This is a genomic window from Acinetobacter sp. SwsAc6, from assembly GCF_013391565.1.
Taxonomy (GTDB): Bacteria; Pseudomonadota; Gammaproteobacteria; order Pseudomonadales; family Moraxellaceae; genus Acinetobacter; species Acinetobacter cumulans.
Genome location: NZ_JACAXE010000002.1, coordinates 59454 through 73817 on the forward strand (window position 1 = coordinate 59454; position 14364 = coordinate 73817).

General features: G+C 39.2%; 15 protein-coding genes. 8 read left to right on the forward strand and 7 right to left on the reverse strand.

The window, feature by feature from the left end; genetic code table 11:
* Window positions 1-110 precede the first annotated feature (110 nt).
* A complete protein-coding gene (gene hpaI, locus HYG93_RS01815) occupies window positions 111-908 on the reverse strand; it encodes a 4-hydroxy-2-oxoheptanedioate aldolase (RefSeq protein WP_120364208.1) in 798 nt (265 codons plus the stop codon).
* A gap of 167 nt (window positions 909-1075) precedes the next feature.
* On the opposite strand from hpaI, the gene HYG93_RS01820 reads away from it, so the two are divergent.
* From HYG93_RS01820 to HYG93_RS01830, 3 genes are all read left to right on the forward strand, one after another.
* Window positions 1076-1537, forward strand: coding sequence for a super-infection exclusion protein B (locus tag HYG93_RS01820; protein WP_120365357.1), 462 nt, complete (start codon window positions 1076-1078; stop codon window positions 1535-1537).
* 40 nt (window positions 1538-1577) lie between these two features.
* On the forward strand, window positions 1578-2231 hold the full coding sequence (gene nfsB, locus HYG93_RS01825) for an oxygen-insensitive NAD(P)H nitroreductase (RefSeq protein WP_120364206.1): 654 nt from the start codon (window positions 1578-1580) through the stop codon (window positions 2229-2231).
* A 454-nt stretch (window positions 2232-2685) separates the two neighbouring features.
* Window positions 2686-2916 (forward strand): hypothetical protein, encoded by a 231-nt coding sequence (locus HYG93_RS01830; protein WP_120365355.1) that lies wholly within the window; start codon window positions 2686-2688, stop codon window positions 2914-2916.
* A gap of 124 nt (window positions 2917-3040) precedes the next feature.
* Here the strand turns inward: HYG93_RS01830 and HYG93_RS01835 are convergent, their stop codons facing one another.
* The 4 genes from HYG93_RS01835 to HYG93_RS01850 all read right to left on the reverse strand — a co-directional run bounded on the left by HYG93_RS01835 (window position 3041) and on the right by HYG93_RS01850 (window position 6774).
* Complete coding sequence (locus HYG93_RS01835; RefSeq protein WP_106984801.1) at window positions 3041-3898, reverse strand: DMT family transporter; 858 nt, start codon at window positions 3896-3898, stop codon at window positions 3041-3043.
* Between the two features lie 101 nt (window positions 3899-3999).
* Entirely contained in the window at window positions 4000-5037 is a 1038-nt protein-coding gene (fba, locus tag HYG93_RS01840) for a class II fructose-bisphosphate aldolase (RefSeq protein ID WP_106984802.1), read from the reverse strand.
* A gap of 122 nt (window positions 5038-5159) precedes the next feature.
* Window positions 5160-5435, reverse strand: coding sequence for a hypothetical protein (locus tag HYG93_RS01845; protein WP_106984803.1), 276 nt, complete (start codon window positions 5433-5435; stop codon window positions 5160-5162).
* A 151-nt stretch (window positions 5436-5586) separates the two neighbouring features.
* Window positions 5587-6774 carry a phosphoglycerate kinase gene (locus HYG93_RS01850; protein ID WP_106984804.1) on the reverse strand — a complete coding sequence of 396 codons (1188 nt, stop codon included), beginning with the start codon at window positions 6772-6774 and terminating at the stop codon, window positions 5587-5589.
* 139 nt (window positions 6775-6913) lie between these two features.
* On the opposite strand from HYG93_RS01850, the gene HYG93_RS01855 reads away from it, so the two are divergent.
* From HYG93_RS01855 to HYG93_RS01875, 5 genes are all read left to right on the forward strand, one after another.
* On the forward strand, window positions 6914-7297 hold the full coding sequence (locus tag HYG93_RS01855) for a DUF2237 family protein (RefSeq protein ID WP_106984805.1): 384 nt from the start codon (window positions 6914-6916) through the stop codon (window positions 7295-7297).
* A complete protein-coding gene (locus HYG93_RS01860; RefSeq protein WP_106984806.1) occupies window positions 7297-7890 on the forward strand; it encodes a nucleoside triphosphate pyrophosphatase in 594 nt (197 codons plus the stop codon). The genes HYG93_RS01855 and HYG93_RS01860 overlap by 1 nt, the downstream gene beginning before the upstream one ends.
* A 146-nt stretch (window positions 7891-8036) precedes the next feature.
* Complete coding sequence (locus tag HYG93_RS01865; RefSeq protein ID WP_117006668.1) at window positions 8037-8828, forward strand: PP2C family serine/threonine-protein phosphatase; 792 nt, start codon at window positions 8037-8039, stop codon at window positions 8826-8828.
* A gap of 225 nt (window positions 8829-9053) precedes the next feature.
* Entirely contained in the window at window positions 9054-10277 is a 1224-nt protein-coding gene (locus HYG93_RS01870; RefSeq protein ID WP_120365353.1) for a PD-(D/E)XK nuclease family protein, read from the forward strand.
* A gap of 82 nt (window positions 10278-10359) precedes the next feature.
* Window positions 10360-11529 carry a cupin domain-containing protein gene (locus tag HYG93_RS01875; RefSeq protein ID WP_106984809.1) on the forward strand — a complete coding sequence of 390 codons (1170 nt, stop codon included), beginning with the start codon at window positions 10360-10362 and terminating at the stop codon, window positions 11527-11529.
* Between the two features lie 141 nt (window positions 11530-11670).
* Here the strand turns inward: HYG93_RS01875 and HYG93_RS01880 are convergent, their stop codons facing one another.
* Both HYG93_RS01880 and HYG93_RS01885 read right to left on the reverse strand, forming a co-directional pair.
* Window positions 11671-13575: an ATP-binding protein gene (locus tag HYG93_RS01880; RefSeq protein ID WP_120365352.1), complete on the reverse strand. Its 1905-nt coding sequence runs from the start codon at window positions 13573-13575 to the stop codon at window positions 11671-11673.
* Window positions 13576-14265 (reverse strand): response regulator transcription factor, encoded by a 690-nt coding sequence (locus HYG93_RS01885; RefSeq protein ID WP_117006664.1) that lies wholly within the window; start codon window positions 14263-14265, stop codon window positions 13576-13578.
* Window positions 14266-14364 lie beyond the last annotated feature (99 nt).

Here is a 14364-nt window from a genome sequence, read left to right on the forward strand (position 1 = left end):
TCGCTTTAAAAAATATTGTGTTTTATTACAGGTGCTTTCATGCCTAAAGTTCAAGACATGAAAGCGCATAATGTGTGCAATTCAGCATTACAACTTTAACGCTCGACTGCTTAATAACCTGCAGAAACTTGTACCTCTTCTGCATCTGGTTTGTAACGCTGAAGCAAAGTTCTTAGCGACTGCATTAATACGCTGGTATCTACACCGACTGCTACAAACTCCGTACCTAAGGCTAAATACTGCTCGGTTGCTTCATGTTGTGTAGACAATATACCTGCTGCTTTACCAGATGCACGAATGCGCTGAATAGCATCAATCACGGCTTTTTGTACTTCAGGGTGGTTCGGATTACCTTCATAGCCCATTGTTGCAGATAAATCTACTGCACCAATAAAAATACCATCAATCCCTTCTACTTTTAAAATATCATCTAAATTGGCCAGCCCTTCTACAGACTCAATTTGAATTAATAAACAAATATTTTCATGTGCAGTTGCATAGTAGTCAGGAATACTGTTCCAGCGTGTTGCACGTGCTAATGCAGCCCCTACGCCGCGCACACCTTCTGGCGGATAGCGAACTGCTTTGACCATTAGTTCGGCTTGCTCAACCGACTCCACCATTGGAATCAACAAAGTCTGTGCACCAATATCTAATAATTGCTTTATCAATTGCACACTACCAATCGGCGGGCGCACGACTGCTTGTGAAGGATAGGCTGCTATACTTTGCAACTGCGATAAGGTTGTACGCAAATCACTCGGCGCATGCTCACCATCAATGAGTAACCAATCGTAGCCGGCATTGGCAGCAATTTCTGTCCCATAAGCATCTGCAAGCCCAACCCAGAGGCCAATTTGCTGCTGAGTTTTTAATTTACGTTTAAAGTGGTTTGTATAATCTATCATTTACTTGCTCAGTGCAGGAGAAGAGACATCCTTTGATTAAACGCCTTTTGGTAGATTCTTCCAATAGAGATTTTATATCAATTCATTGCTCAAAGTTATTAATTGAATACTTGTAGTAAACTGTAAATATTGAGATTATTAGAAAAATCAAACTTATCATTGAAACAATGAAATTAGACTTTTCTAAAACCAATAAAATTTTCAATATTTTTCTAATACTGCTTTTTATTGTCATACTTATTGATCTCGACCCTGCACTCACATACGTGATCTCAATCATTAAAACCCCATTGCTACTCATTTACTTAGTAAGCACAGCTTTAATACTGTATGAATTTTTACATAAATTTCACGGCCATTTGAATGAAAAAAACCGACTAAAAAGCGCACATAAAGATATACAAGATGCATTGAACCAATTAAGTCATGATGAAAAATACTTTTTGTCTCTATTTACAGAAAAACAAGTACTTGAACTGAGTTTTGACCCTAAAAATCCAACGATTCAAATATTACTAAGCCAAAAATTAATCATTGATTTAAATAAATTTGAAGGTGCTAAAAAACACTACCGAATTCATCCAAATGTATATAGATATTTAAGAACTCACCCCAAAGTTTTATATTAAAATAGAACCATTATTTTAGACCGTTCTGGAAGACTTCATCATGGATTTGCTCAATATTTCAAAAAGTCGTTATACCACTAAAGCTTACGACCCAAACAAGAAAATTCCACCAGAACAATTTGCACGTTTACTTGAAATTCTTCGTTTAACCCCCTCTTCCATCAATATTCAACCTTGGCACTTTTTTATTGCCGATCATAGCGCTGCGAAAGAACGTATTGCAAAAGCCTTGGTGGGTAAATATGCCTACAATGCACCAAAAGTACTCGACTCATCACACACCATTTTATTTTGTACCCAAGCCGATATTAGCGAAACGCACCTTGAGCACTTACTGAGCCGTGATGAAGCAAGTGGTCGATTTAAAGATGAGCAAGCCAAACAAGGTCAAAAAGACAGCCGTACGGGCTATGTGAATTTTTATCGCAACGAAAAAGGTGATATTCAGCGCTGGGCCGAAAATCAAACCTTTATTGCCCTTGGCCAAATGCTTTTAGCTGCAGGGATTGAAGGTGTGGATGCAACGCCGATTGGTGGTTTTGATGAGGATATTATGAGCGATGAGCTACAGCTTGTTGAGAAGGGCTTAATTCCCTCCGTATTATTAACCTTGGGCTACCGCAGTGAAAAAGACTTCAACGCCAAACTACCAAAATCACGCCTGAGCCAAGAAGAAATATTCACCAAGCTATAATATTTTCAATAAAGCGACGAAAGGGGGATTATTCCCTCTTTCATGTCATTTTAGGACTTATTTTTTTAAACATAAATCGAGTATATTTTGCGCAACTTAATATCTTGGTCAATTATCATGTTTGTTGCACCTAAATTACCGATGAAATTTTATTGCGCTTCATGTAAATCCATTTATCTACAACCCTACCAAGCAAAAGCATACCTTTTTTATCCACACTGCCCTCAATGTCAGCAACCTGGACAATTACAAGGCACAGTAGAGACACAAGACTTTATTAAATACCCCATCCCCCTCATCAAAAGCTATTTACAAGGCTTCAGCCGATCTTTAAATAGTTAAAATATTCTTTTAAAAATAATACTTTAGCCAAAAATTAAATTAATGTTTTTATTTTTTGGCCTGTATTTTGCTTTTTATTAAATACTTTTATATTCAATCAAGGGGAATACTCATGTCTATGCTGTTTAACCTACCAATGAAGTTTGAATGTACCCATTGTAATACCTGCTATATGCACCCTTATCAAACACAAGAACACCATTACCCTGCTTGCCCTCAATGTAAGGCACAAGGTCAGTTACTTGGCATTGCTGAAACAGGTGATTTAATACAAAATCCTATTCATGCGATGAACAGCTACTTGTCATGGGTCAAAAGTAAATTTACGCCACATAGTCACTAAATGACTTAAGTAATGCGTTGAGTTAATGCTTAACGACAATAAAAATAATGCAAAAAGAATAATCTAGAAAATGTAACAGCCTACAGTAAATCATGCATAACTTCCTCCAGTTATGCATGATTTTTTACATCGCATAGGCCAAGCACAAAACACTACTTAAGCCTAAAGCTAAACCCAAAGCAACAATGGGCTTCACACGCTCTTTAAAGATAAATAATCCACTGAGCACACCGAGCATCACCACCAATACATTCATGCCTGCAAATACGACTGCTGGCGAATCTTTCAATAACATATGTGCTTTCACATATAAGGCAATATTGGCAAAATTTAATACGCCAAGTAGTAAACCTGCTCCAATATTTTGCCATGTTCCCATACTTTTATATTTAACAATGATGTATAGCATGGACAAAACAAAGGCAAAAATAAACATCAAATTCAGTGTCACTGAAAATTGTAAACCCAAGCCTGTCGTATATTTCAGCAATACATCTATGAGTGCATAACCTACCCAAACCGCTAAAAGCGAAATAAAAGCCATCGGTTTTGCACCATGATTCAACTGTTTGCTTTTATGTGAATCTAATATACAAAATACGGCGCAAACCCCCATGATAATGCCCAAAATTTTCAGCTGATTAAAGGCTTCATGAAAAATGAAATACGCTGCCAGCAATGACAACACCACCGATAAACGCTGGGCAATTTCGGTTTTTAAAATACCTGCGCTTTGCAATGATTTAGACAAACAGAAAAAAATTGCAGGGAGCAATATGCCTAAAACGGTAATCAACCACCATGGTGTATGCTCGACTGACACATGGACTAAATCTGGCTTAAACCATAAATAGGTCAATACACTGGCCATCGCATAATTCCATGCAATCATTTGCATTGGAACTAAGCCTCGATCTCGGCATATTTTTAAGATTATAGATACCGCCACACTGCACAGCGCAGCTGCAAATATCAATTCCATGATGGTGTATCCTCTATCAAGCGATATTTTATATTTTTTCTTATCAATACAAGAAAAGCCCACATATTGTGGGCTTTTGCTGATAAATAATCTATGACAAATTATTTATAACGATCAACCATTTTCTCTAAAGAAATCGGGCGGATCTTGTCAGCGTTGCCAGCTGTACCAAATGCTGTGTAACGGTCTACACAGATTTGTTTCATTGCATCAACAGTTTGAGCAAAGAATTTACGCGGGTCAAATTCGCTTGGTTTTTCAGCCATCATACGGCGCATTGCACCAGTAGACGCTAAACGCAAATCTGTATCGATGTTGATTTTACGAACACCGTGTTTGATTGCTTCAACCAATTGCTCAACAGGAACACCATAAGTTTCTTTGATGTCGCCGCCATATTGGTTAATGATTGCAAGCCATTCTTGAGGAACAGAGCTTGAACCATGCATTACAAGATGCGTGTTTGGCAATGCCGCATGAATTTCTTTAATACGGTCAATCGCTAGGATGTCGCCTGTAGGTGGACGCGTGAACTTGTAAGCACCGTGTGACGTACCTACTGCAATAGCAAGCGCATCTACATTCGTATCCGCAACGAATTGAGTTGCTTCTTCAACAGAAGTTAAAAGCTGTGAATGGTCAAGAACGCCTTCTGCGCCTACGCCATCTTCTTCACCAGCCATACCAGTTTCTAGGCTACCTAAACAGCCAATTTCACCTTCAACTGATACGCCGCACGCATGCGCCATTGCAACTGTACGACGAGTTACGTCTACGTTGTATTCGTAAGTTGTTGGTGTTTTGCCGTCTGCACCCAAAGAACCGTCCATCATTACTGATGAGAAACCTAATTGGATAGAACGCTGACATACGTCAGGGTCTGTACCATGGTCCTGATGCATTACAACAGGAATATGCGGCCATTCTTCAATTGCTGCCAAAATAAGGTGACGTAAGAATGGAGCGCCTGCATATTTACGCGCACCAGCAGAAGCTTGTACGATTACAGGTGAATTCGTTTCGTCTGCGGCCAACATGATAGCGCGCATTTGTTCTAAGTTGTTTACGTTAAACGCTGGTACGCCGTAGTTGTGTTCGCCGGCGTGATCCAAGAGCTGGCGCAATGAAATAAGAGCCATAATGTCCTCCCAGGTAATGCGACATATTCTACATGCACAATCATTTCAATTCAGCAAAAAAACCAACTTTTATATAAAAAATCCCTGCTTATGCAGGGACTTTTAAAATAATGTCAGCAATTTTAGTGAGCTGCTGCTGAAGCTTCTGTTTGCTCAGTGTCTGCTGTCGCCTCATCTGCAGGTGCATTCGCAATTTCTGCAGGTACATCCGTATTTTTTTCGTCCAAGACTGGTTTATCTAAAGAGTCAATTGCCGCTTGTTGCTCTGGCGTCACTTTGTCATTTGTAACTGCAGCAGATGCTTCAGTCGCATCATGTGGAGCTGCATCTTTTTTTGCACACGCTGTTAATGCTAAAGGCGCAATTAATACTGCTGCAAGTGCCAGTTTTAGGTTCATCACATTGTCCTACGGGTTGATGATTAACTTCGTAGAAAATTTTATTGCAGAAATATTGCATTTTTATGACTGAAAAATGAACGGCCATAAAAAAAGGGCTAACAATTGTCAGCCCTTTTTTGTATTTCAGTCTTAATCAAAGACGAAATGCTTATGCACGCTCAATAAGCGCAGCAACTGCAGGAAGTGTTTTACCTTCTACAAACTCAAGGAATGCACCACCACCTGTAGAGATATAACCAATTTTGTCTGCAACTTCATATTTGTCGATCGCAGCTAAAGTATCGCCACCACCAGCAATTGAGAAACCAGCAGATTCAGCGATCGCTAAAGATAATGTTTTAGTACCTTCGCCAAACTGATCAACTTCAAATACGCCTACTGGGCCATTCCACAGAATTGTTTTTGAAGTTTTTAAAATTTCAGCAAATGCTTTCGCTGTTTCTGGGCCAACGTCCAAAATCATGTCGTTGTCAGTTACATCTTCAACTTTTTTCACAACTGCTTTCGCTGCAGCCAATGAACCTAAGAAGTCATCAAAATTAATTTCTGACGCATCTGCCACAACTACGTCTGTAGGAAGTGGTACAGATACTTTGGCAGCAATTGCTTTTGCAGTGTCGATCAAATCATTTTCGCAAAGTGATTTGCCCACGTTAAAGCCAGCAGCAGCTAAGAATGTATTAGCAATACCACCGCCAACGATCAATTGATCGCAAATATCTGAAAGTGATGTTAATACATCAAGCTTAGTTGATACTTTAGAACCCGCAACAATCGCAACCATTGGCTTTTCAGGAGTTTGTAGCGCACGACCCAAAGCATCTAATTCAGCTGCCAATAAAGGACCTGCAGCTGCAACTTTTGCACAACGTGCAACGCCTTCAGTTGATGCTTCTGCACGGTGAGCCGTACCAAATGCATCCATTACATAGACATCACAAAGTGCTGCATATTTTGCAGATAATTCTGGGTTGTTTTTCTTTTCACCAACGTTAAAACGGCAGTTTTCAAGTAATACCACTTGACCTGGTACAACTTCAACGCCATCTAAGTATTCAGTGATTAACTTAACTTCTTGGCCTAAAGCTTCTGTTAAGTATGCCGCTACAGGAGCAAGCGATTGTTCCGCTTTAGGTTCACCTTCAACAGGACGACCAAGGTGTGAATACACCATTACAGCTGCACCTTGCGCAAGGGCTGCTTTAATTGTTGGTAATGCCGCACGTAAACGGGCATCACTTGTAATCACGCCATTTTTAACAGGTACGTTTAAGTCTTCACGAATTAGAACACGCTTACCCGCTAAATCAAGATCAGTCATACGCTGAAAGTTCATGCATTGCTCTCTTTATTGATATCAAAACGCGAAGATTTTAAATGATTATGTGAAAAAAGGTTAGCTTCTTTTGCAGAAAAGGCATCCAAACTTAAAGTTTTGCTATCATAGGGAAAAATCAGAGCAAGATTCAAAGCCTATGTCTATTCATCCAGACCCGCATCTTAATCGTCTTAACGCTTTAGGTGAGCCTTTGGCCAGCTGTTGTTTTGATCCCATTACCGGTTTTTTTCGTAATGGTTTCTGTCATACAGCCGTTTCGGATTTAGGCCAGCACACCATGTGCGCACAAATGACCTCTGAATTTCTTAATTTTTCGCAAAAAGCGGGAAATGACCTTATCACCCCATTACCAGAAGTTGGTTTTCCAGGTTTACAACCCGGCGACTTTTGGTGCATCTGTGTGACGCGTTGGGTGGAAGCATACCAAGCTGGCATTGCCCCACCTGTCAAAATACAAGCATGTCATCAAGCTGTGCTGTCTTATGTACCGCTTGATGTACTTATGGAATATGCAGTGTAATGAGTACTCCCGAAATCATTTTGGCCTCCTCTAGCCAAACCCGTAAAGATTTAATGGATCGTTTACGGATTGATTACCGTTCAATCGTACCTGATATAGATGAATCGCCGCGCGGTGAAAACCATGCGGATGATTTGGCAAAACGACTGGCTTTTGAAAAAGCCAAATGTATTAGTAGCCAATATCCAGATGCGATCGTGATTGGTTCGGACCAAGTCGCTTGGCGTGAAGGCGCTCCCGATATTTTTATTGGCAAGCCACTGTGCACAGAAAAAGCCATTAAACAATTACAAGCCAACTCGGACAAAATTGTTTACTTTAGTACGGCGCTCAGCGTACAACATGCGAGTTCTGGCTTTGAACAGACCTTGATCGAACATTATAAAGTGAAGTTCCGCAAACTGAGCTTGCCTGAAATTGAACGCTATGTAGACGTTGAACAACCTTTACACTGTGCGGGTAGCTTTAAGTGTGAAAGCTTGGGGATTAGTTTGTTTGAAGAAATGATTGGCCATGATCAAACCACGTTAATGGGCATGCCAATGATTAAACTTTGTCAGATTTTGCGTGAACTGAAGATTTTAGTACCTTAATTTCTAAGTACGACGTCTAAAACAAATTAATAGGCAGCGCCTTAGTATTTAAGTGCGCTGTTTTTTTAAATTATTTTTATAAATTAGGCCGCGAAGCAAAGCGCAAAGGCGTAACCACTCTGCCATATTTTGATGCGGAGTAATTTATGAACGACCTGAACTTTGAATTACAAGGTTTTTCACTCAAGTTCAAATCACCACAACAACAAGATGCCATGTTGATTGCGCATAAAGTGCTACAACATGACCGTATCCTGAGTAAACGTCGTATATATCCCATACATGAAGCATGGTGTACTGCACTTGCTGATGGTGTCAGCCAAAGCCCTCAGGCACAGCTCGCCTCTAAAAAAATTCTACAATTGGTCGATCAAAATCAGTCAATGCAAGTCCCTTTCAACTTTGCCCTTTTACAGCAACAATTTTGCCAATATTTCTCGCAACTGCCTGAGCACCACGGCACCAGTACAACACTGATTACGCTCACACACAGTCAATCACAATTTATTGAGATACAGCATTTGGGCAATAGTCGTGCCTATCTTTATTCACTCGCACAAGCAACGCCCCAATGGCGTCAACTTACACGTGACCATAGTTTTATTGAAGAACTTCTTGCACCAACCGACATTCAAAATAGAGTGTCCTATGCCAGTTGTTATGACATGCTCACCCAATACTTTTGTGCTGATGACAGCCATGAGGTATGCCTCTCACCGTTACAAGAGCAGTTTTTAACTGAAAATGAGGCCTTGGTCATTTGTACAGATGGCATCTATCAATCATTGGCCTGTTCTCACTGGCCATTGCTTCAGCCCAATCTATCTTTGGCAAATTGGTTACTACAACTCAAAGAAAAACTCGAACAACATAAGCCTTATGATAATGCCAGTATTGTGATTGTTCGTTTGACGTCGAGCAAGGTACATCCACAATAGAAAGCATGTGCTGGTAGCCAAATAGCACAATAAATCTGATTATTTTAAAGCGCTATTTCATTGTGTATACCCAAGCATATTGGGCCACCATTAAGCTAACATGGGTTTGAAATTTTCAGATATACTTAGATAAAACAAACAATTAGTACTTTTACTTATTAGAAATGGTGTGCATAAAACTTATAGTACATGCGTGCTGTAGAATATTAAAATTGGAATACTCCCATGCAAAATATCGAACATTTACTCCGCTCAGTTTCAGATGAACTCAGAGCCTTAGCGCTTGCCAAAAGCAAATATGTGCAACAACTCGCACCCAATTTTTCTATTTTTAATTATATTTATACCGATGAGTTAATGCTCAGTCGCATGATTGCTGACTTGCTTAATCCAAAAGGAGATCACGCTCAAGGACATATTTTTCTGTCCTTATTTTTACAGCAACTGACCAACGCATCGCACTATTTATTGTTAGATATTCAACGTGCCAAAGTAGCTATCGAAGTCTTAACCTTTCGCAACCAAACGCAACGTCGCATGGATATTTATTTAGAAATTCCATATATAGACAGCGCACAAAGCTTCGGTATTTGTATTGAAAATAAACCTTATGCCGCTGATCAAAAAAATCAGTTAAAAGACTACGCATCTGAACTATCTAAACGGCATGATAGAAACCAAGATATGCAACACCATTGGCATCTGGTTTATTTGGCTGGTTATGGCAACGAACCGAGTCAATTAGAAGAATGGAAATCTAAAAATCACTTCACCTTAATCTCGTATCCGGAATTAATTGAATGGCTTAATCAGTGCATGCTCCGATGCCAAAATGAACGCGTAAATAACTTTCTAAATGCATTTAACACCTTTATTCGAAAAAGTTTTTTAGGAATACAAGACATGTCTGAACAGCAACATTTACTTAATCTCATCAGCTCAAATGATCAATATATGGCGTCTGCTTTTGAAATAATAAAATATCAAAATGAGCTACAAGATCAACTGATCAAAAAATTTGAATCACAATTAATTCAGACATGTAAACAAAAAAACTGGCACATTACAGGTCATTTTTCTAGAGAAAAAGCCACAGGTCTCACAATCAACTTTGACAACCCACACACGCATATTGATTTTATTATTCAATTTTATGCCAAAAACTATGGAGATTTCTTCTGGGGCTTATCTAAAAAAATATCTGATTACCATGATCCTGATTTATGGAAAGAAATTCATCAAAATGCGTCTTTACATTTTAGTACGGACAAAATTCAACACAGTGAATGGTGGCCATTTTATATCGATCAAAAATACCCTTTTAATTGGCAATCACATCATGAAGCATGGCCCATGATCTTATCTGGCGAGTTATGTGATCGCGTGATGTATTATGCCGAAGAAACATATCAGCTCCTCAAAAAGCAGGATCTTTTGAGTAAGTTGTAAATAATTCTTAAAATAAAGCTTTTACTTGCACCAGCCAAAGACACAAGGGACAATATGGGAAATTTAATTTATGGTTTTTCTTATGTCCCAACCTTTAGACGTGCTCGGCGGTATTAGCGCTGAGCAATTCCTTGCCGAATATTGGCAAAAAAAACCGCTCCTTGTACGTAATGCGCTTCCTGAAATTGCTGATATTTTAGAGCCAAGCGATATTATGGAATTGGCACTTGATGAAAACGTCAATGCACGTCTAATTAAGCAAAAAGACAAAGACCCAAATCAATGGTCTGTAAAATCTTCACCTTTAATCAAAGCTGACTTCCAAAAAATGCCCAAGCTTTGGTCTGTACTCATCCAAGCTGTAGATCATTATTCTTTTGATTTGGCGGCTTTATGGAAAAAATTCCCCTTCATTCCACAATGGCGCCGTGATGACATTATGGTGTCATACGCACCGCAAGGTGGCTCAGTGGGCAAGCATTTTGACTTTTATGATGTATTTTTAGTTCAAGGCTATGGGCATCGCCGTTGGCAGTTAGGTCAAATGTGTAATGCAGATACAGAGTTTGTTGCAGGCCAGCCTCTACGCCTATTACCAGAAATGGACATTCATTTTGATGAAGTTTTAGCACCTGGCGATCTATTGTATGTACCACCAGGTTTGGCACATTACGGCGTTGCTGAAGATGACTGCCTCACCTACTCATTTGGCTTCCGCATGCCGAATGTAACCGACATGATGGATCGTGTGAGCGATAAATTTTCAGAAAATAGTGCTTTAAAAAATCCATTGCTTGATATTATTCGTGATCAACAAAGTGCGATTGGTCAAGTGACTGAAAATGAACTGGAATATCTAAAAACTAAACTTTTTGAGCATTTGCAAAACTCAAATATTTTAGAAGATGCCATCATGAGCTTGATGTCTGAACCAAAATATTTAGACAACATTCCTGAAGCTGAAGAAATTGGTACAGGTGACTTAGAGGCCGTACTTGAGCAAGGTTATCAATTGCTGATGGAACCTGCTTCACGCCTACTTTATACCGAACAAGATGGCCAATTGCTATTTTGGGCCAATGGCGAAGCTATATGTACTTCAGATGCTTCTGCAAGCTACTTAAAACGCCTTGCCGATGGTGAACTCATTTTATTAGATGAAAATCTTGCAGATAATGACATTTTGGAAGATATCGCACATTTACTGAATGAATCGATTGTTATGCTTGCTCCAACGGACGATGCCGAATAAATAACAGCATTGACGATTTAGCCGATTACATATTTTGTTCTAAGCTAAAGGAATCATCCAATGAAGGGCCATTCTCTTCATTGGATTCATTTTTAAGCTCAAATCACTTCAATCGTTCAACTTAGACATCAATATCATCATTTATACAGATGAATCATTCTCATCAATGGGGGCGTCAATTAGTACTTGTATACGAGTACAACCAGATGCAGATTGAATTGAAAAAGTTGCACCCATGCGTTCAGCGCGAGTTTTCATACTACGTACACCAATACTCATACCGTTTTGATTCACACACTCTACATCAAAACCAACGCCATCATCTTGCACCGTTAATTCAAGTTGTTGCGTTGCTGTAAAGTTTAAGCTCACCACAATTGACGTTGCTTGGCTATGCTTAACGACATTCACCAAACTTTCTTCTAAAATTCGAATGAGTGTTAAACATTGTAATGCGGTAGGCTGAAATACCCAAGATGGCGCAACATGCCATGCAACACGAATATTTAACTCATCTAACAGTAAATTAAAACGATAACGTACAGGTGCAAGCCATAAAACTGGTGAATCAGGCACTCGACTCCCTTCAGCTGATCCAGTATCAATAATTTGACGTAAGTCATCTCTCAAAAGTTTTAACATTGATAAAAACTGTTGATTCGGTATTTGATGTTCACACTGGTCGACAATAATCATAGAACGTACCAGTGATGCACCTAAACCATCGTGCAAATCATGAGATAAATCCATACGCTCGTGTAAACGCGCATTACTCAATTCGAGCTGATGTTGTTCATTTAAACTTTTACTCAAGTTTGCACTGACTTCTTCTACTTTAGTTGCTAAATAATTATTAAAATCTTCGACTTTTTTAATATTTCGGTTGAGCCTACCCCCCAATATCACCACGATAAAAATCGTGACAATGGGTGAAGTATACGGCGTAAGTGATGTAACCTCATAAGGTACACCCACCACAAATACCACTAAATCAAATAAACCGAGTAGCAATACAACCGTCATACAACATGCTAAAAATATAAAATCGCCTCGCTTTTTACGAAATGCCATTATGCATAAATAAAAATAGACGCATAAAAACAAGAGTATGTAAAAGAGCAATACCACTACAACCACTAAATTAAGTGTGCTTAACCCCGTCAAAGCTATCGCAAGAAGGCTCACTGCAGTAATACACAAGAGCACCTTTTCAAGCCTCGGATGTTTTTGCTCAATAAAACGAACCAAGTAAGTACTAAAAGTGAGTAAATATAAAACCAAACAGATCATGTTAAATTTAATCATGACCACAGTATTTGGATATGGCGCCGTTTCTGAAATCAGAATATTGGTAATGAAAAGCACCCAAAACAATGAACTTAAAGCAAACCAACCAAAACTGGTTTCTTTAGGGCGAAATAGCCAAATAATTAAGCAAATAATGCCCAGAGTACTCGATAAAATCGAATTGATTTGAAAAAGTGTGCGATGGTCCCATGTTTTTTGCCGGATCATCGCACTATTTCCAACAACATTATTAAAATCTATTTTCCCAACCCCTGCACCCAAGTCTGAATAGCCTGTGACATAAATCATGATCTCATTTTCATGCGTGCGTAAGCCTGAGATAGGTAAAATCCAAGAGCGTTGAATATTCCAACTCTTAGATAAAGGTTCGACCAAGTTTTGGTCCCGCCACAACATATCCCCATTCAGATATACGGCGCCTGCAACATTAATATAATCGAGCGAAAATGCGATGGGTTCTTTTAATTTTTCATGATTTTGGCATTGCCAATGCCACTGCACCCGATACCATGCTCCGCCAACATAATCTTTCCATGGTCCCTTATTTGACCATCGATCAGGTAATTTCGCGACGTCTTCCCAACCTTGAGTAGGAATCGAATCTATAGAGGGTGTTTGTGCTTTTTGAATGTTCTTTACAATGACTTGGCATTGTTGATTGATAACAAAATTTTCACTAGCAAAGCTAAAACTACAAATAAACCATAACAGTAAGCATGTAAATTTTAGCTTGCTCATTTATAAAATTCCTAAAGAGCGAGCAGCGCTCACGGCCTTCGTTCGTTTTGTTACGGAAAGTTTACGGTAGATATGCTTAATATGGCTTTCAACGGTATACCGTGAGACACACAATTTCTCTGCAATTTCTCGATTACTCAAGCCCTGTGCAACCAAGTTAAGAATTTCTGTTTCGCGTACAGTGAGCAATACCTGCTCCGCATCAACTAAACCAATCTGCTCAGGCTCAGACTGTCCTTGTTCCTCAACTGCAATTTGCTTTAAAATTTCACGGGCAATAAACGGATCAATTGGCGCACCACCACGCAAAATACTCCGAATCGACAACAGCACTTCAGCGTCATCACGCTCTTTGAGCACATAACCTGTCGCTCCTGCCTTAATTGCACCAAACAAACTTTCTTGAGTGCTCCATGCAGAAATCACCAAAATCATCGCACTGCTTTCTATAGCACGAAGCTTTTCAATAATTTGTCGGCCATTCCCATCAGGTAAGCCTAAATCGACCAAAGCCAATGAAATAGGCTGTTCCTCAATGATCTGAAAAGCTTCCTTCACATTCTTTGCAAAGAGCAAATCAGCGGGCTTATAGCCCAATTCCGTTAAAATTTGACGTAGCCTAAATTGAATAATCTCTTCGTCTTCGACCACTAATACAGGAACTGGTAATATCACATCAGAAACAGCCATTTATCTATCACCCCAAAATTTTCTTAAAGTAATCAATTTATTGCTCTAAGAATATCCCTAGAAATAAGTATTTAATTACTTTTAAGGAGCAATATTGCG

Coding starts and splice junctions, on each gene's coding strand:
- hpaI (WP_120364208.1), bottom strand. CDS start 908: ATGATAGATTATACAAACCACTTTAAACGTAAATTAAAAACTCAGCAG.
- HYG93_RS01820 (WP_120365357.1), top strand. CDS start 1,076: ATGAAATTAGACTTTTCTAAAACCAATAAAATTTTCAATATTTTTCTA.
- nfsB (WP_120364206.1), top strand. CDS start 1,578: ATGGATTTGCTCAATATTTCAAAAAGTCGTTATACCACTAAAGCTTAC.
- HYG93_RS01830 (WP_120365355.1), top strand. CDS start 2,686: ATGTCTATGCTGTTTAACCTACCAATGAAGTTTGAATGTACCCATTGT.
- HYG93_RS01835 (WP_106984801.1), bottom strand. CDS start 3,898: ATGGAATTGATATTTGCAGCTGCGCTGTGCAGTGTGGCGGTATCTATA.
- fba (WP_106984802.1), bottom strand. CDS start 5,037: ATGGCTCTTATTTCATTGCGCCAGCTCTTGGATCACGCCGGCGAACAC.
- HYG93_RS01845 (WP_106984803.1), bottom strand. CDS start 5,435: ATGAACCTAAAACTGGCACTTGCAGCAGTATTAATTGCGCCTTTAGCA.
- HYG93_RS01850 (WP_106984804.1), bottom strand. CDS start 6,774: ATGAACTTTCAGCGTATGACTGATCTTGATTTAGCGGGTAAGCGTGTT.
- HYG93_RS01855 (WP_106984805.1), top strand. CDS start 6,914: ATGTCTATTCATCCAGACCCGCATCTTAATCGTCTTAACGCTTTAGGT.
- HYG93_RS01860 (WP_106984806.1), top strand. CDS start 7,297: ATGAGTACTCCCGAAATCATTTTGGCCTCCTCTAGCCAAACCCGTAAA.
- HYG93_RS01865 (WP_117006668.1), top strand. CDS start 8,037: ATGAACGACCTGAACTTTGAATTACAAGGTTTTTCACTCAAGTTCAAA.
- HYG93_RS01870 (WP_120365353.1), top strand. CDS start 9,054: ATGCAAAATATCGAACATTTACTCCGCTCAGTTTCAGATGAACTCAGA.
- HYG93_RS01875 (WP_106984809.1), top strand. CDS start 10,360: ATGTCCCAACCTTTAGACGTGCTCGGCGGTATTAGCGCTGAGCAATTC.
- HYG93_RS01880 (WP_120365352.1), bottom strand. CDS start 13,575: ATGAGCAAGCTAAAATTTACATGCTTACTGTTATGGTTTATTTGTAGT.
- HYG93_RS01885 (WP_117006664.1), bottom strand. CDS start 14,265: ATGGCTGTTTCTGATGTGATATTACCAGTTCCTGTATTAGTGGTCGAA.